The organism is Shewanella decolorationis S12 (genome assembly GCF_000485795.1).
GTDB lineage: Bacteria > Pseudomonadota > Gammaproteobacteria > Enterobacterales > Shewanellaceae > Shewanella > Shewanella decolorationis.
The window spans coordinates 248,486-266,102 of the sequence record NZ_AXZL01000076.1 but is presented as its reverse complement, the minus strand read 5'-3'; the positions used below and the strand labels follow the sequence as shown (position 1 = coordinate 266,102).

Below are 17,617 nucleotides of genomic sequence, written 5' to 3'. Positions count from 1 at the left end.
CTCCTTATGCTTAAGTCGTAGACTCAAACGTTAAGTTTGTAGATTGTCACTATTTTTGTTTCGCCATGCTTGCACGTCACTGCAAAGCCAAAAACTCCGACTATGCTAAATAAAGACAAATAAGACATTTGCAGTCGGAGTGACATCCCCATGCTTGGCTTTTTAAAAGATTTACAGATCAAATATAAGATGAGCAGCCTTATTGGCATTATGCTGATACTTATCCTGCTATTAGCCGGATTTAGTTTGCTTAAAATGAAGCGGGTTGCCGATGAAATTCATGGTATTACTGCTGAGAATTTGCCATTGGTGAAGCTATCAAGTGAGGTCACTATCTGGCAGCTTGAAAGTTCGGTTAGTCTTGAGAAAGCCTTCAGAGCCTCTGAAATCCCCGTATCTGCTCAAGATAAATTAATTGAGGGCTTTATTGCTGAGGTGATTCAGCATAAAGAGCGAATCAATAATGAACTGACGTCAACCCAAACTCTACTCAATGAGGCGTTAACAGTTCAGCAAGCTCCTGAATTACTAGAAAAAACACAACAACTTAGCCAGGAAGTTGCCAATATTATTCAAATTTACCGCGATTATGATGCAAAGCTTGCTATTGTCGTCAGTGCAATACAACAACATGTAAACCCGACGGAATTGGTGCAGCAAGTTGATGAGCTTGAACGTATCCAGAGCCAATTTAATTTAAAGTTGAGCCAGTTTACTGAGCGCTTAGAAGAAATGACTCAAACCGCAGTCAGTATTACCGAGGATGAAGAACAACATGCAGTTTACGGCTTAATGATTCTTTCATCCATTGCGTTGATTTTTGGTTTAGTCATTGGTATCGCATTTAGTCAATATATAGTGCGTTCGATTATGCGTTTACGTAACGCGGCAGCCATGATGGAGGCTGGAAACTTTAGCCGAGAGCTCAAAGTGGAATCTAAAGATGAGCTTGGTGAGCTTACGGTGAGTATGAATCAAATGGGGTTGACCCTTAGCCGTACTGTTGGTCAAGTTATCAGCCGCAGTGAAGAAATCGCCTCTATGGTGACGGAATTGAATGCGGTCGCAGAAAATAATCGAAAAGCCATCATGAGCCAGCAGGACGATACAGACCAAGTGGCCGCCTCTATGGCACAGATGGCAGCGACGATTACTGAAGTTGCAAGCAGTGCTGAAAGTACATCTTATTCCTCTGGGCAAGCGGAAAACCGCGTTAAACAAAGTTGTAATGTGGTGGAGGCCAGCGAGAAAATAAGCCAGCAATTAGTGATTAGTGCCCAGCAATCGAGTCAACTTATTCAACAATTACAATCTAGTACCAGCAAAATTTTAAATTTTGTGTCAGTCGTTGATGCTATTGCTGGCCAAACCAATTTACTTGCCTTAAACGCTTCAATTGAAGCGGCGCGGGCTGGTGAACAGGGAAGGGGATTTGCTGTGGTTGCCGATGAGGTGCGAGCCTTAGCGACTCGAAGCCAAACCGCCACACAGGAAATCAGTGAGCTGATCCAAACCTTAGTGCTGGACGCTAAGTCTGCCGTCGATTCATTCAGTAAAAATGAGCAGCAAATCAATGAGTCATCTTTACTCGTTAATCAAATAAAGCAAAATTTATTTGATATATCAGACGCCTTAACTCAATTGTCTCAGGCAAATACGCAGGTTGCTACTGCGAGTGAGGAACAAGCAGTAACAGCTGAGGATATTAGTGAGCGGATTAATACCATTCGTGATTCAGGTGAGTCTGTTCTCAATAGTGCCTTCGAGACAACAAAGGCCAGTGAATCGCTATCTCAGCAAGCCAATGCGTTACGTGAAGCAATGCATCAGTTCAAGGTTAGAGCAAGTTAACACTTTGCTTTTACTCACATAATAAAAATGCCCAACCTATAAAGTTTGGGCATTTTTATACGAACAAAGTGCAAGAGCGGATGTGGTTTAGCACTGGAGTTTGCAGCGATATCTCAATCCTTTCACTCTATTACGTCACCTTATTGCTTACTGAAGACAATTCGTTTTTTGCAGCATTGCGGGTGGGTTTTGCACTCGGCTGGCGACGATCTTGATGCCTAGCTTTAGCATTATCCGTCTGTTGTGGACGAGATTTAGCGGGTTTGTGTTCGCCGTTGGTTGAGTTAGCTGCGCTTTTACCGCGTTGCGAATGTTTATGCTGCGGTTTTGGTGAGCGGCCTTGTTCGGTAATTGAGTGCGAGTTTTTATGCTCAGCGTTTTTTGCAGCTTGGGGACGCTTATGCTCACCTTGCTGATTTTGTTGCTCTGGGGGCTGAGTGCGCTGGTGTTGAGTATTGCGCTGCCCTTGGTTTGGTTGCGTTTTTGCGATCTTTTGCTGAGTAGCGGGGTTGCTACTATTCTCAGACGTTTTACGACCATCGCGGCCCGTACCCGCTCTTGGCGTTGGTTTACCTGCGCTGCGATGCTTACGTTGGCTCGCCACGGCTTTGATTTTGTTCTCTTTACCATGGGCATTTAGGGTCGACTCTGGGAGCGCATGAACAGGGCTGAAGCCTTCAACCTCCTGCCTTTCAAGCACGCGATTGATCAAACGCTCAATGTCCCTGAGTAGCTTAGTTTCTTCGTTACTGACTAAGGAAACGGCTTGGCCTAAGGCGCCCGCGCGCCCTGTACGGCCAATGCGGTGCACGTAATCTTCGGGCACATTGGGCAGATCGAAGTTCACCACTTGTGGCAATTGGTCGATATCGAGCCCGCGTGCCGCAATGTCGGTCGCCACAAGCACCCGTACTTCACCACTCTTAAAGTCGGCTAAGGCTTTGGTGCGTGCGCCTTGGCTCTTGTTGCCATGGATAGCGGCGGCACTGATCTCGGCTTGAATCAGACTCTTAGCTAGTCTGTTGGCTCCGTGTTTAGTGCGTGAAAACACTAAGACTTGCTGCCAGTTTTCCTGCTTGATGAGCTGAATGAGCAGCGCCGATTTTTGATTCTTATCGACGGGACAAATCCATTGTTTGACTGTGTTTGCCGCGGCGTTGCGTGGCGTTACTGAAATTTCTACTGGTTGATTTACTAGGCCTTTGGCAAGCTCACGGATTTCATCGGAGAAGGTCGCCGAAAACATCAGGTTTTGTCGCTGAGTGGGCAACATGGCGAGGATTTTTTTGATATCGCGGATAAAGCCCATGTCAAGCATGCGATCCGCTTCATCCAGCACTAAGACTTCGAGTTGATTAAACTTCACCGCCTTTTGCTGCTCAAGATCTAATAAGCGGCCTGGCGTGGCGACCAGTATATCGACACCATGGCGTAGCTTTTGAATTTGAGGATTAATTGGCACGCCACCAAAGACCACCGCTGAGCGTAATGGAAGATATTTACCATAGGTTTCAACGCTTTCGCTGACTTGAGCCGCTAACTCGCGCGTGGGGGTTAGCACTAGGGCGCGGATTTGTCCCGCCTTCGCTTTATGGCCTTTAGAGAGTAATTCGAGTAACGGCAAGGTAAAGCCTGCGGTTTTTCCTGTCCCCGTTTGGGCCGCAGCCATCACGTCTTTACCCGTCAGTACGGCGGGAATCGCCTGTGCTTGAATGGGAGAGGGGGTGTCATAACCTTGTTCAGTCACGGCTTTTTGGATTGGAGCAGATAAACCTAGGGAGGAAAAACTCATTAATGGGTCTCTTGTGGCGGCAAAAGTTCGCAGCAGTAGTATGGCCAAATTGGCGGGCGTGCAGCTTACATGAACAGGCGCTAGATCGCCATGTTTGAAAGTCGTTTGTTGTTTATCTGGCGCAAAAGCCTATTCAGGAGTGGCTAATTTATCGTCCTATCAGTATCTTGTTCAGTATTTAGGGAAAGATCACGCTTGTGTTAATTTCATTGCTTCTAAGTAAGCTAACTTGGAGTAAAATTAACAAACCTCCTCAATAGGTTGCAAAGACATTAGTATGGCGTTGTTGTAAATCGGATTGGTAAAGGTAATCGGGGAATTTTCCCTTTGCAGCTTGAACTCTGCACCATTGAATTCTTAGGATGTGTCCTCTTAGGCATATTCACGCTCCATGGCAGGTGGATTATGACAGCAATACAGCATATTGAGCGCCTAGCGCGTAGTCGAAGTGAACAGGCTGTGGCAGTTATTCGAAACGTGCAGCAGATGTCCAACATTCCGATGCAGGAGATGCAAGCGGCACTGAAGCAATTGTTGCACTGTGGCCGAGTGGCATTGCATTTTCATCCGGACAGAATCGATAGCCGTGGCCTCACTGTGGCCGAGGGGTTATTACGTGATGGTCAATACCGTAGTCAATTCGAAACCCATATCTCCAATGGGCAGTTATCTCCTGAGTTAGGTGGACCAAGGGACCACTGGGAAAATCAACTCTTTGGCGACGTCTATAAAGGAACTAAGTCTCGCCCTAAATATGGCGCCTTAGATTTAGGCATGTGGCAGGATGGTCCTGCCCCACGTTTTGGCAGCTGTTATTTGCTGACCCATTCGCAGTTGCTTACGCGCTCGACGTTCACTTATTTAGATTCCTACCGTAATCCAAAGGAAAAGGGCACGTTATCCTGTTTTGATGATGTATTAGCGGCGCTGCTCACCGAGAGTTTTGAGCGCCACTATGCCTTGGGTAAAGTGGATTTTAAACCGTTAAACGTGATCCAGTATTTGGCGCATCAGCTTAACGCCTCAATGCTGTCACGGTTTGAACGACCGATGTCGAGTAATCTCGATCATTACATTGAGGCCCAAATCCACGGTGATGTATCCCTCGATGAAGACATTGCCATGCTGGTGGCAGATCCAAGTTTTAAAGGGACTGAAATCGGCAGCACCTTAAGCAAGCTTTGTGATCGCTATGATATTGAGCTGCAATACCATAGCGGATTTAGCTTGCACACGGCGCAGATCCCCAGTGATTTTCGTGGGCCGACAATGCCATCTTTGGCAAGTCGTATTGCAATTGATGAACGTGTTGACGCCTATGCGATTGGCGTGGCAGCGCGGGATTTATACCATTCGCCCCAACATTGGCGTGATCGGGGGAACCGCGCTCAGGTGGCACACGAACTCAAGCTACTCTGGCATGTGTTAGTTAAATATGGTGGTACTCAGCCTTAGCGCAGAAATAGGGCCACTCAATATGGCGACTTGCGCATTGTTGACGTTTTGATAGCGCCCAAAACGTCAACACGTCTGTATGATTAGCAACCTGTGTCAACTTTCGTATAAGTTGGAACACCAGTTGTCTCCCATTTATAGTCTATATAACAATTAGTTGCTGATACCTCCGCTTGAGTCGGGGTCGCCAGATTTAACTTTTGCTTTGGGGTTGCTATAACTTGATAGGTGCCGTTGGATGTATAAATACGGTAGGACCAATCATTAACGTTTAAGCCTGCTGCATTAAAAATTTCAGGTGGTGTTGTGTAGCCCGCACTAGGTACTGTGCCACTGCTACTTGCGGCCCAAGGTTGGTAATTCTCACCCCGAATGCCATCAAAAACTACACGATTAGTGGTACCTGTGTTGGCGATTTCTGATTTTGCCTTGAATAAGGTGACGGCAGACTTCATTGATGCCAATGCACCAGACAACTGACTTTTGTACGCATCAGACTGTAAATTCACAAATTTGGGGACGGCCACTACGGCTAAAATGCCCAAAATAATAATCACAACAACAAGTTCTATTAACGTGAAACCGGAATGCTTGTTTGTCATTGCTATCTAACTCCTTGAAAAATATTCCTATCTTAGCTAACTATTTCGCTAATGACCAGTTAGCTAAGATTTTAGTCTTTATCCTTGCTAAATAGGGTTATCCGCAATCAACAAAGACTGTTAAGTTTGATGATATGTGAGAGTGCGAATACGTGTTTATAGGCGTGCAGTGTTTATCTGTGTGAGCTAAATCTGAATTTATTGATCGTTATCGCATTTTTATGAATCTTTTGGCAAAAGGTACGTCCAAGGTTTCATCTGTTGGGGATGCCTGCGATACTGCGTCCCTATCGAACCTTTTCGCTTATTGCAAGTTCTTGGCATGGATTGGTAAGCGTTAGATCGATTTCTACAATTTACTGCAGTGTTGGTTTTGTTGGAGCACCATGGATAAGTCGTTAGAAAAGTCCCTTCTCGTTTGGCTCAAGTCGCAAAAAAAAGCCTGTGGCTGGTTTGTTAAGCTCTCCGTATGGTGTGGAATGTTAAGTGCTATAGCATTGATTGCACAGGCCTATCTGATCGCTACACTCCTCGATGGCGTCATCGTTGGCAATGCCTTGCAGGCTTTTACTGAGGGAGCGAATAACACGCCAATCCAGTCTGCTGTGGGTGCGAGCGATTATCTGCCACATTTTATGGCCTTGATTGGGTTAATGTTGCTGCGAGCCTTACTCGCCTATGGCCGCGAGCGCGCCAGTTTTGAAGCGGGTAAGCGCTTACGCCAACAGATCCGCGGTGCGGTAATGGATAAGTTAACTCGGCTCGGTCCCGCGTTTATTAAAGGTAAACCCGCAGGCAGTTGGGCGAGCATAGTCTTAGAGCAAGTGGAAGATTTACAAGATTTTTATGCCCGTTATCTACCGCAAATGACCCTTGCCGGCGTGATCCCCTTATTGATCCTCATCGCTGTGTTTCCCATCAACTGGGCGGCGGGGCTGATTTTGTTGTTAACTGCACCACTTATCCCGCTGTTTATGATCCTCGTCGGTATGGGGGCGGCCGATGCTAACCGTAAAAACTTCAATGCGTTAGCTAGATTAAGCGGCCATTTTATGGATAGATTAAAAGGGCTTGCGACCTTAAAGCTATTCAATCGAGGCGATGCTGAGCTGAAGGTTATTGAAAAAGCCTCGGAGGAGTTCCGTAGCCGTACTATGTCTGTGTTGCGCATGGCCTTTTTAAGCTCGGCGGTGCTAGAGTTTTTTGCCGCGGTATCAATTGCCGTATTAGCGGTTTACTTTGGTTTTAGCTACTTAGGGCACCTCGATTTTGGCTACTATGGCACGCACGCTCAACTTGGGCCTAATACGAATGAAGGCTTACCTTTTAGCCTGTTTGTCGGTTTGTTTATCCTCATTTTAGCGCCGGAGTTTTATCAGCCTCTTAGGGATATGGGCACTCACTACCACGCAAAAGCGCAGGCGATTGGCGCCGCCCAAGCATTGATAACACTGCTGGAACATCCTGAGCCCGAGTCGAGTTTTTCGCAGGACAAGCTAGGGCAGCAAACGCGACTCGATAAGCTGACTCACCTTAGCGTAAAAGATTTGGAGGTCTTTAGTACCGATGGCAGTCGTTTGCTCGGCCCTATTAGCTTTGAGTTGAAGCAGGGCGAACACTTGGCTCTGGTTGGTCCAAGTGGCGCCGGTAAAACCAGTTTACTCAATGCCTTATTAGGATTTTTGCCCTATAAAGGCAAACTGCTAATCGATGGTGTTGAGCTCGCAAGCCTCGACCTTGCCCATTGGCGACAGCAATTAGCATGGCTTGGGCAAGAACCGCAGTTATTCCATGGCACAGTGCGGGAAAACGTCGCCTTAGCCAATCCCGAAATGACGGATGATCAGATATGGCAATTGCTGGAGCAGGCCAATATCCATGAGTTTGTCCGCAGCCAACCCCTTGGGTTAGCCACGCCGATAGGCGAGCAGTCATCGACCTTATCGGTCGGGCAGGCGCAACGTATTGCGCTCGCGCGGGCATTGGGGCAGGCGGCGCAGGTCTTTATTCTCGATGAACCGACGGCGAGTTTAGACAGTGTTAGCGAACAACTCGTCAGCCGCACCTTAAAAGCGGCGATGGCGGGTAAGATGGGCATTATGGTGACCCACAGGGTCGATCAACTAGACCATATGTCGTCCATCCTTGTGCTCGATAAAGGCAAGATAGTCCAGCGGGGGGATTTTGCGACGCTGTCAACTGAGGCGGGGTTATTCCAAACCATGTTGCATGAAAATACTGAATCAGTAGCCGATATTGGGCTTGAACCGTCAATGCCTGATACCCACAGCGATATCGCGTTAGGGACAACCGAGGGAGCAGCACAATGAAAATTCTCCTTCCCTTTATTCGTTTGTTTTCCCACCAATGGTTAATGATGGCCGTTGGGCTAGTGCTCACTCTGACCACACTTATGGCGGGGATTGGTTTATTGTCGCTGTCGGGCTGGTTTTTATCGGCGACGGCGGTTGCGGGATTAACGGTTATCGGCTCCCAAGCCTTTAACTTTTTTACCCCCGCGGGTGGCGTGCGTTTCCTTTCAATCGCGCGAACGGCCAGTCGTTACGGTGAGCGCCTAGCAACCCATGAGGCGACCTTTAAGTTACTGACTGAGCTCAGAGTGTGGGCGTGGCGAAAACTCTTCCCGCTCAGCGCTAAAAATCTGCAGGGGCTGCGCCGCGCGGATATGCTCAACCGCCTCGTGGCGGATATAGATACACTCGACCATCTGTATTTACGGTTGTTGACGCCGATGGCGGCTTCCTTGCTGATGACGGCGTTGTTATATCTGTTCCTCGCATGGTTTGATGCCAAGCTGGCCTTAAGTTTATGCCTGTTTTTGATTGTGGTTTGGTTGCTGCTGCCTCTGCTGTTTTATCGGCTTGGGCACGAGCCAAGTCGCAATATGTTGGAGACCAAACGCCAATATCGGGTGCAGTTGCTTGAGATGTTGCAGGGCCAAGCAGAGCTGAGTTTATTTGGTGCGAACGCCAGATACAGACACAAGCTCGACGAGGCCGAGCAGGCGTTATTTGCTAGCCAAGGGGCGATGGCGAATATCACCGCCTTGAGCCAAGCCATGCTGATCCTCGCGACGGGCTCGGCACTCATCATGATGCTATTTTTAGCCGCCAATGGCGTGGGCGATGCTGTGCCTCCCGGCCCTATGTTTGCCTTGATGGTGTTTGCCACTATGGCCTGTGTCGAAATGATGATGCCGATTGCGGGTGCTTTCCAACATTTGTCAGGCTGCGTGCTGGCGGCGACACGAATCCACGAAATCACCGAGCAGGAAAGCGATATTCGTTTTAGCGAGGATTTAACGCTCAAGGCGACATCGGGCGGGCTGCAGATGACGGATATCCACTTTGGCTATCACGACAACCAAAGTGTATTGCAGGGCTTATCCTTAACGGTAGAGCCTGGGCAAAAGGTGGCGTTATTGGGCGCAACGGGCTGCGGCAAATCCAGTTTATTGTCCTTAATCACCCGTGAATGGCAGGCGCAGCGTGGCGAAATTTGCCTCGATGGTCAGCCGCTGACGGACTATAGCGAGGCCGCCTTAAGAGCTGCGATGACAGTCGTGAGCCAGCGGATTTACCTGTACGCGGGCACGCTGCGGGAGAACCTCGCCATTGCCTTGCCTGTGCCAGCAGAGCAAAAGCGTACTGCCAATGACGAGCGTTTTATCCAAGTCTTACAACAGGTTGGTTTAGGCGAATTACTCAAAGGTGATAAACCTTTAGATATGTGGATTGGCGAGGGCGGACGGCAATTATCGGGCGGCGAGCAGCGCCGTATAGGCGTAGCAAGGGCATTGCTGCGTGATGCGCCGCTATTATTGTTAGATGAGCCAACCGAGGGCTTAGATAAGCGTACCGAGCGGGAAATCTTAAGTTTACTGCTTGAATTTGCTAAGGATAAAACCTTGCTAATGATCAGCCACAGATTAACAGCGATGGCCAAGATGGACCAAATTCACCTCCTCGCCGAGGGGCAAATTGTGGCATCGGGTAACCATGAGCAGTTACTGCAAACTTGTCCCGCCTATCAGGCGCTTTATCGTCGTTTAGCTTAAGCCCGATCGAAGCACGAGTAGACAAGAGCGGATAAAGAGTTAAGCATGCAGCAGGAGTAAAGCCGTTAGATGAATAATCCAATGCCAGCAGACTTTGCACTAAAAGAATTGGCACCAAAAGAATTAGTACCAAAAGAATTAGCCCCGCAAATTAACGCCCATTTTAATGGTAAGTTTGAGGTGGAGCTTAAGTATCGGCTCGCAGACCGAGAGGCTTTTTGGGCACGCCTAAGCGCTAAATCACCGGAGGTGATGCTCGAGGATAATCTTGAGCATGACTGCTATTTTGATTCACCCTCAGCGTCGTTAGCGGCTGAGCATAAAAGCCTGTGTATTCGCGAGATGCAGCCCTCCGGCATCATGCTGTGGATTGTGAAAGGGCCCGAGAAAGATCGCTGTGAAGCGGTCAATATCACGGATGCCAATAAAGCCAAAAGTATGCTGCGTACTTTAGGTTATCAATGTGTGCTTGAGATTAAAAAGCGCCGCAGCGTGTATTTTTTAGGGCAATTTCACTTAACTTTAGACAGGCTTGAAGGATTGGGTGACTTTGCTGAACTGGCGATTGTGACTGATGATGAAACTATGCTGCAGAGTTATGAGGCACAGCTCGTCGCTTTAGCAGCGGAACTTGGCCTGAATGAGTCGCAGCGGGAGTTTTTATCCTACAAGCAATTACAGCAGGCTTTACAACAATAATCGTTTTGCGTGGATACATCCCAAGTCCATTTGGGGATGAATCATGAAAACGTGTTTATGATGGCTTATTTTCCTAAGCGCTGAGAAAAGGCTAAATAACGTTTAACCTCTTCTTCGGGGAATCGCAATTCTTCACCGTCTTTCACGCTGCTGAGTAGGTTTTCCCGCGCATAGCGTTTAATCGTTGCCGGGCTCTTATCCAGCAACTTGCACACTTCATCCACAGTTAACAGATTATCACTCATGGCTCACTCCCACTTATTGATTGGTGATTAACCCAATGAGTATAGAACAAGAATTAAACTGCGCTTTACTGGCGCAGTCTTAAGTTGGCTGGGGCTACTTAGATTGGCGCTGGGTTTCTCGCGCCAGATATTCGCTGCCTAAATGTGCCTTGGCGGCGGTAATGGCTATCACGGCGCGGGATTTAAATTCGCGGCGATAGAGGGTGACCACCACAAACAGGCTGGCCAAAATAAATAGGATAGGGTGCACAAACCAGCAGAGCACGGCCATCGAAAAGTAGTAAGCCCGCAAACCATAGTTATAGGAATGGGCGGCTTGGTCTTGCACCGTCGCCATTTGCCGCGCGTAGGCTTTGAGGTTGTCGTTTGCGCCTTCGCTATCCATGGGGCCAGCGCCAATCATCACGTTTACAAAGCCGTATTGGCGCATCGACCAAGTAAATTGGAAAAACGCCATCACGAAGATCACTACCAACAGCGCCAACTTAACTTGGACTAAGGAGTGGTTCGGTGGTGTGGCATAGGGAATAGTCGCGATCACGGCTTCGAGGCGTTCTACCTGGGCAAATAAGGTTAATACCCCCGCGAGCACGAACAGCGTAGTCGAGGCAAAAAAGGCAATATTACGCTCAAGGTTCGCTAATAACGCCGCATCGCCGACGCGCACACCTCGAGTCATCAGCTCGAGCATCCAGTAGATCCTGTGCTTATGCAGGCCACGGGCAATACAGTCGGTATCCTTCGCCTTGCGTCGGGCAAAAGCGGTATAGCCAGCCCAAGAAACGATAAACCACGTTAATGCAGAAATATCTAATAGCGAGAATGTCATAGTTGCCTTGAGAAAGTGACTTTGAGAAAGTAAAAAATCATTGATTGAATGGCGATTATGAAGGTTTTTATCTCTTAGGCGCAATCCCCCCATATCGCTTTCAAATCTCGCCTATTCACAATTTGAAGCCGCTCACATTGGCTTTGAAACCTCTTGCTTAGTGAGACTCAGTTTTGAGGAAACTTATATGAGGTAAGTGAGTGAGAAAAATGCGTTGGGTATATCTCGTAGCCGAGTGCTGATTGAGGAAGACTTTGTAACTATAGCCGTTGTGTGTTTAATGTTTACAAATATCTCCCGAAAGTGGTTCGCCACGGCATTCGCTCACCGACACGCAGCGAGTCCGTCCGTGGATGCTCGACCGCCCCGTCCATGGGGCGGACGGTCGTCTTCGCAAATCGCCTTGGCTCACCTATCTAACATTAGCGTCATCTGATGTCTGATTCGACTGACGCTATCTTGGCATCTGATAGGCAGGATGCTTGAATGTCGTGAAGTGCATGGTCAATGATGTTCCATACATCATTCTGACATTTCCCTATGGGTCAGATGCACGAGAATGACCATGCCTAGCTTACGTAACAAACGAAAATGCCCTGCGGCAACTCCTAGGAGATATGAACTCCTCTCGATTTCGCGCTGTTTGCTCATCATGCACAGCAAACAGACTTGCACCTAACATCACTTTGAGAAATTTAACAATGGGTGTCTCAATAAATTCCCTTTAGATTGCGGCCTTGCGGCCGAGGTGAATCAAAGTCGTGGGGCTTCACCCCACACCCGACCAAGGAGGACTGCTCGTCCTATCCTCCTTGGATTCTCCAAGACGCTCCTAGCGAAGTTACATGCATTAGGTACTAGCCTTGGTCTTATGGATAAATTGCTATCGCTTCCGAAGGCAACGTCCCTGTACCTACGAAAGCTAGCCGGTCATCCATGACCGGACTCACGCAATTTATTCCAACGCCCTGCGGCAACTTCGCAGGGGAAGGTGAACTCCTGTCGCAACAGTGCGAACTATTAATTCCTAAAGATCTGCGCCTGTCCTGTCTTTTATTTGGACGATATTAAATGTTTTAATAGTGGCTTACCCATTAATTTGTGAAACTTTCTTGTTTCTAAATAATAACGAAGATGGTCGGGCAAAAATATTCTGTTGATTTAAATATAAAGTTATTAACTTCATTTTCGTTAATGTTGTCAATTTCGATAGAAGTTAATTTGCATATGTTACATTGCTTATTAATTTCATGCCCAATATTTTGAGTAATAATTTTTTGAAGGTACATTACAGACAGTGTAAATAAAATTTCATGGTTGTTGGAAATTGTTTTTTTATTCTTAATGTAAGTATAGATTTCTAGTATTGTACTTAGGGGAAGGAAAGGTGTTAAAAGGCCACCAACTGTAGATATGCCATCAGATAAAAGAGACTTTAAATCGAAAGTCATTATTTTATTAAAGTCCAATAAGTCAAGTATCTTAGATTGATTTATAATCAAATTTGATTGGATATTTCTTTTTATATCTTCAGTTAAATAATAATTACCTTCATTACTTTTAACAATCGCCTCAATACCATCCCTTAAAATTGGCATGTGATCTGATTCTTTGTACTCAGTAATGACTTTAAGCAGAGAGTCTGAAAATCCTCCTTCTACAGTGATTGGATTAAATATAATAAATTGTATTATATCAATAGTTAGAAATGATTTTTTTAGGAAGTTAATAGATTCAGTTACATTCTTCCCTGCTTCATTGATAAGACGTTCTCTTTCAGAGCGGCTATCACCTTCTGTAGAACAAAAAACAATTTCATTTTCGATACAGAATAGTATTGAACGCAGTTTAGTTTCTAATGGATCAGTTATAGGGAGTTCCGTAACCTTGAGGTTTGCTAGTTCCTTTATTGGGTACTCTTCAACTTTCACCAATTTTTTTTGGCAAGTTATTCATCTCAGCCATAAGAATAATAATTGTGTCAAAGTAAATGACGTATGAGAGCCAAGCCTTATTTATGATTAAATTATCAATTGCGTAGCAAGGACCATACCTAACAGATAACTCTGTATCTAATAATAATTTTTTCATTTTTAAAGCCCAAATTAAGATAAGTCATACAAGAAAGCTAATTGTGTTCTAATGAAACATAGGCTGTAATAGACTGAGCAATTGAATAATGTGATTTAATAATTAAAATATGTCAGTAACTTAGCACCCATTACAGTGGGTTTCAATATTTTTTTCATGCAGAAAAGCGAGTTGATTTATTAAGGCACCCATTGTTAAATTTGGCAAATAAATATGGGAAATGCATAACTCTTTTGGAATTAACTGCCAACACCCTGACCACAGAAGTTCACCTTCCCCTGCGAAGTTGCTGAAGGGCGTTGAAGAAAATCGCGTGAGCGAGGCATGGATGCCTTGCTAGCTTTCGGGGTACAGGATGTACCATCGGAAGCGTTAGCGATTTTCGAATAAGCACGAAGCCACTAACCAATGCATGTCACTTCGCTAGGGACGCCGGGGGATTTCCAAAAGGGGAACAGGCGCTTTTCCCCTTTTGGTCGGGTGTGGGGTAAAGCCCCACGACTTTGATTTTGATTAACGTAAATAAAAAAGCCAGACAGAGTCTGGCTTTCGTTTATCAATAAGTCATTAGGACTCAGGCGTCGCTATCACCCAGTGACAGTAGAGTCGCATTACCACCGATGGCGGTGATGTTGTTAGTGCGAGTTTTTTCAGTCACGAAGCGAGTTAAGTAGTGTGGACCACCGGCTTTTGGACCTGTGCCCGACAGACCTTGGCCGCCGAAAGGCTGTACGCCAACGACCGCGCCGATTTGGTTACGGTTGATGTACACGTTACCTACGTTAACCTTGTCAGCGACTTCGAGGGCATGACCTTCGTTACGGCTGTGGATACCTAAGGTTAAGCCAAAGCCTGTGCTGTTGATTTCATCGATCACATGGGCAAGTTCAGATGCCTTGTAACGGATCACGTGTAGGATTGGACCAAAGTGTTCTTTTTCAAGCACTTTGATAGAATCGATTTCAACGGCAGTTGGTGACACAAAGTGACCATTCTCAGTACCAGCAGGCAATGGCATTTGCTTGATCAGCTTACCGACTTGCTTGATGTGGTCGATATGGGCGTCAAGGTTAGCCTTCGCGGTCGCATCAATAACTGGGCCCACGTCGGTTTTCACTGAACTTGGGTTGCCAATTACTAACTCGTCCATCGCACCTTGGAGTACATCGATAACGCGGTCTGCAATATCTTCCTGCAGGAAGAGTACACGCAGTGCCGAGCAGCGTTGACCCGCACTGGTGAAGGATGAAGACACTACATCGTTAACCACTTGTTCTGGCTGAGAAGTAGAGTCAACCACCATAGCGTTTTGACCACCAGTTTCGGCGATTAACGGAATGATGGCGCCTTCACGGTTGGCCAGTGTGCGGTTGATGAGTTTGGCTGTGCCAGTTGAACCGGTAAAACATACGCCGCCGATGCGCTCATCTGCCGTCAGTGCGTTACCTACGGTAGCACCTGTGCCGGGTAGATATTGCAGCACGTCCGTTGGAATACCCGCTTGGTGTGCAAGCTGCACTGCGCGGTAACCAATGATTGAAGTCTGTTCAGCAGGTTTAGCAACGACAGTGTTACCCGCAGCGAGGGCTGCCGATACTTGGCCTAAGAAGATAGCGAGTGGGAAGTTCCATGGGCTGATACACACGAACACACCGCGACCTTGAAGGAAGAGTTCGTTTAACTCACCCGTTGGGCCTGGGAGCAGTTCAGGTTTTGACATCAGCTTCTTAGCTTGCACCGCGTAGTAGCGGCAGAAGTCTACGGCTTCACGCACTTCATCGATACCGTCTTGAATGCTCTTGCCCGCTTCACGGGTACACAGAGCAATCAGTTCTTCGCGGTTTTCTTCTAACAGATCCGCCAGCTTTTGCAGTGCCGAGGCGCGCACTTCAACAGGCGTACGTGTCCAAGAGGCGAAAGCTGCATGGGCAGAAGACACAGCTTGTTCGATAGCAGCTTTGTCCGCAAAAGCTACTTGACCCACAGTTTGAGTGGTATCGAATGGGCTCACCACGGTTTTGTGTTCGCCAGTTAAGGTTTGACCATTAACCAGAGGGCCCGCTTGCCACTGCGTCGATTTGAATTTGTCTAAGGCCGCGAAGAATGGCTCTGCTTCTGAAATGATGTTCATATTGAGTCCCTTGGAATTTTTGCGATCGCTACCGAAGATGTCGGTAGGTAAAACGATTTTGTTGTTAGCCAGGGTTTTGTAGCCTGTCAGGGTTTTCAGTGGGTGAACCACTAAAGACTCAATAGGCGTTTTCGGGTCGACCAGTTTGTGCACGAATGAAGTGTTGGCGCCGTTTTCTAGCAGGCGACGCACTAAGTAGGGCAGCAGATCCTTATGGGCACCGATTGGAGCGTAGATACGCACTGCTTTCGCGCCCGCTTCCGACAGAATGGTGTCGTACAACTCTTGTCCCATGCCGTGTAGACGTTGGAATTCGTGGTTACGATCGCCCGCCATATCGGAAATTGCCGCAACGGTTTGCGCGTTGTGGCTGGCAAATTGGGGATAAATCGCGCCGCGGGTGGCGTCGGATAACAGATAACGCGCACAGGCTAAGTATGATACGTCGGTACCAGCTTTGCGGGTGTAGAGTGGGTATGCTGCTTCACCAGCTTGTTGTGCCCATTTCAGCTCGCTATCCCAGTAAGCGCCTTTTACTAAGCGAACCGGAATTTCATCGCCTTGCTCTTTCGCTAGACGGGTTAACCATACCAGCACCGGCAGAGCACGCTTAGAGTAAGCTTGCACTACGATACCGAGTAAGCCCCAACCCTTAGTGGCTTCAGAATTAAACAGTTTTTGGAACAGTTTTAATGATAGTTCGAGGCGGTCAACTTCTTCGGCATCGATAGAAATACCGATATTTAAGCCACGGGCTAACTTAATTAAGCGAATAACTGTGTCATACAGCTCGGTCAGCACACGGTCTTCATTAGCGACTTCGTAACGTGGGTGCAGTGCTGACAGCTTGATAGAAATCGTTGGGCGTGGTGATTCGTTTTCGTTATAGCTTTGCGCGCCTAACTCAGTAATCGCATTGGCATAATCGTTAAAGTATTTTTCGGCATCTTTACGCGTCAGCGCAGCTTCACCCAGCATGTCGTAAGAGTGGGTGTAACCTAATTTACGCTTGTCTTCGCTGTTCTTGAGCGCTTCTTTCATGGTGCGGCCGAGAACGAACTGCTTACCCATGATCTTCATCGCCGCCATCATGGCTTGGCGGATCACAGGCTCACCTAAACGATTCACTAAACGGCTTAACAGGTTGCTTGGCGTACCATCGATTTTTTTATCGAGTTTGACGATTTTGCCAGTGAGCATTAGGCCCCAAGTGGAGGCGTTAACCAGCACCGAATCGCTCTTGCTTAAGTGTTCATCCCATTTTGCGCCTGAGAGTTTGTCTTCAATTAAGGCGTCGGCGGTGGCCGCATCGGGAATACGCAGCAGGGCTTCGGCTAAACACATCAGGATAATCCCTTCCTGTGTTTCTAAGCTGTATTGCTGCAGGAAGGCGTCGATGCCAACCATTAAACCTTTCTTATCGAATTGACGAACTTTGTTGACCAGTTCGTGGGCACGACGAGTGACGCGCTCGATGGCTTCATCACTGGAGGGCACTAGTTTGATTAGCTCTGACAAGTATTGTTCTTCATCGACAATGTAGTTGTCGGTGACGGCTTTGAACAGTTCGTCGAGATTGGCAGAATCGTAGCGGCCTGCCAGCACTTCACTCGCTTTGAACATAGTAATCGCTTCCATCTTGGCCAGTTGTTTTCGGCTCTATTGTTGAAACAAAAATGGGGGGCGCGAAACGCATTTGATATTTTGTATACAATATGAAGCTTTGCGCGCGCAGATTATACAACCAAAATGTGACGGACAACACTATAGCGTGAAAGAATGTGAAGATTGTTTGATTAGCTTGTTACGCGCTAGATGTAACGCTCGATTGACAAAAAAGCCAG

Annotated in this window: 11 protein-coding genes; 5 read left to right on the top strand and 6 right to left on the bottom strand. The window is 47.2% G+C overall.

Annotation, left to right across the window (positions count from 1 at the left end):
* Nucleotides 1-150: 150 nt before the first annotated feature.
* On the top strand, nucleotides 151-1,851 hold the full coding sequence (locus SHD_RS18155; protein WP_023268468.1) for a methyl-accepting chemotaxis protein: 1,701 nt from the start codon (nucleotides 151-153) through the stop codon (nucleotides 1,849-1,851).
* A gap of 130 nt (nucleotides 1,852-1,981) precedes the next feature.
* On the opposite strand, the gene SHD_RS18150 is transcribed toward SHD_RS18155, so the two are convergent.
* A complete protein-coding gene (locus SHD_RS18150; RefSeq protein WP_023268467.1) occupies nucleotides 1,982-3,643 on the bottom strand; it encodes a DEAD/DEAH box helicase in 1,662 nt (553 codons plus the stop codon).
* A 405-nt stretch (nucleotides 3,644-4,048) separates the two neighbouring features.
* On the opposite strand from SHD_RS18150, the gene SHD_RS18145 reads away from it, so the two are divergent.
* The gene (locus SHD_RS18145) at nucleotides 4,049-5,098 is read left to right on the top strand and encodes a DUF3626 domain-containing protein (RefSeq protein WP_023268466.1); all 1,050 of its coding nucleotides are present in this window, start codon (nucleotides 4,049-4,051) and stop codon (nucleotides 5,096-5,098) included.
* 83 nt (nucleotides 5,099-5,181) lie between these two features.
* On the opposite strand, the gene SHD_RS18140 is transcribed toward SHD_RS18145, so the two are convergent.
* Nucleotides 5,182-5,700, bottom strand: coding sequence for a type II secretion system protein (locus tag SHD_RS18140; RefSeq protein ID WP_023268465.1), 519 nt, complete (start codon nucleotides 5,698-5,700; stop codon nucleotides 5,182-5,184).
* 386 nt (nucleotides 5,701-6,086) lie between these two features.
* Between SHD_RS18140 and cydD the strand changes: the two genes are divergently transcribed.
* From cydD to cyaB, 3 genes are all read left to right on the top strand, one after another.
* Complete coding sequence (gene cydD, locus SHD_RS18135) at nucleotides 6,087-8,030, top strand: heme ABC transporter permease/ATP-binding protein CydD (RefSeq protein ID WP_023268464.1); 1,944 nt, start codon at nucleotides 6,087-6,089, stop codon at nucleotides 8,028-8,030.
* The gene (gene cydC, locus SHD_RS18130; RefSeq protein ID WP_023268463.1) at nucleotides 8,027-9,778 is read left to right on the top strand and encodes a heme ABC transporter ATP-binding protein/permease CydC; all 1,752 of its coding nucleotides are present in this window, start codon (nucleotides 8,027-8,029) and stop codon (nucleotides 9,776-9,778) included. The genes cydD and cydC overlap by 4 nt, the downstream gene beginning before the upstream one ends.
* 69 nt (nucleotides 9,779-9,847) lie before the next feature.
* Nucleotides 9,848-10,477, top strand: coding sequence for a class IV adenylate cyclase (gene cyaB / locus SHD_RS18125; RefSeq protein ID WP_023268462.1), 630 nt, complete (start codon nucleotides 9,848-9,850; stop codon nucleotides 10,475-10,477).
* A 65-nt stretch (nucleotides 10,478-10,542) separates the two neighbouring features.
* On the opposite strand, the gene SHD_RS18120 is transcribed toward cyaB, so the two are convergent.
* The 4 genes from SHD_RS18120 to putA form a co-directional block, all read right to left on the bottom strand.
* Nucleotides 10,543-10,722: a helix-turn-helix domain-containing protein gene (locus SHD_RS18120; RefSeq protein ID WP_023268461.1), complete on the bottom strand. Its 180-nt coding sequence runs from the start codon at nucleotides 10,720-10,722 to the stop codon at nucleotides 10,543-10,545.
* 94 nt (nucleotides 10,723-10,816) lie between these two features.
* Nucleotides 10,817-11,551: a DUF599 domain-containing protein gene (locus SHD_RS18115; protein ID WP_039978653.1), complete on the bottom strand. Its 735-nt coding sequence runs from the start codon at nucleotides 11,549-11,551 to the stop codon at nucleotides 10,817-10,819.
* A gap of 1,118 nt (nucleotides 11,552-12,669) precedes the next feature.
* Complete coding sequence (locus tag SHD_RS18110; RefSeq protein ID WP_023268459.1) at nucleotides 12,670-13,482, bottom strand: hypothetical protein; 813 nt, start codon at nucleotides 13,480-13,482, stop codon at nucleotides 12,670-12,672.
* 734 nt (nucleotides 13,483-14,216) lie between these two features.
* Nucleotides 14,217-17,411 (bottom strand): bifunctional proline dehydrogenase/L-glutamate gamma-semialdehyde dehydrogenase PutA, encoded by a 3,195-nt coding sequence (gene putA / locus SHD_RS18105; protein ID WP_023268458.1) that lies wholly within the window; start codon nucleotides 17,409-17,411, stop codon nucleotides 14,217-14,219.
* Between the last annotated feature and the right edge of the window lie 206 nt (nucleotides 17,412-17,617).

Excerpts from the sequence above, each read along its gene's own strand:
- SHD_RS18155 (WP_023268468.1), top strand. The coding sequence starts at position 151 with ATGCTTGGCTTTTTAAAAGATTTACAGATCAAATATAAGATGAGCAGC.
- SHD_RS18150 (WP_023268467.1), bottom strand. The coding sequence starts at position 3,643 with ATGAGTTTTTCCTCCCTAGGTTTATCTGCTCCAATCCAAAAAGCCGTG.
- SHD_RS18145 (WP_023268466.1), top strand. The coding sequence starts at position 4,049 with ATGACAGCAATACAGCATATTGAGCGCCTAGCGCGTAGTCGAAGTGAA.
- SHD_RS18140 (WP_023268465.1), bottom strand. The coding sequence starts at position 5,700 with ATGACAAACAAGCATTCCGGTTTCACGTTAATAGAACTTGTTGTTGTG.
- cydD (WP_023268464.1), top strand. The coding sequence starts at position 6,087 with ATGGATAAGTCGTTAGAAAAGTCCCTTCTCGTTTGGCTCAAGTCGCAA.
- cydC (WP_023268463.1), top strand. The coding sequence starts at position 8,027 with ATGAAAATTCTCCTTCCCTTTATTCGTTTGTTTTCCCACCAATGGTTA.
- cyaB (WP_023268462.1), top strand. The coding sequence starts at position 9,848 with ATGAATAATCCAATGCCAGCAGACTTTGCACTAAAAGAATTGGCACCA.
- SHD_RS18120 (WP_023268461.1), bottom strand. The coding sequence starts at position 10,722 with ATGAGTGATAATCTGTTAACTGTGGATGAAGTGTGCAAGTTGCTGGAT.
- SHD_RS18115 (WP_039978653.1), bottom strand. The coding sequence starts at position 11,551 with ATGACATTCTCGCTATTAGATATTTCTGCATTAACGTGGTTTATCGTT.
- putA (WP_023268458.1), bottom strand. The coding sequence starts at position 17,411 with ATGGAAGCGATTACTATGTTCAAAGCGAGTGAAGTGCTGGCAGGCCGC.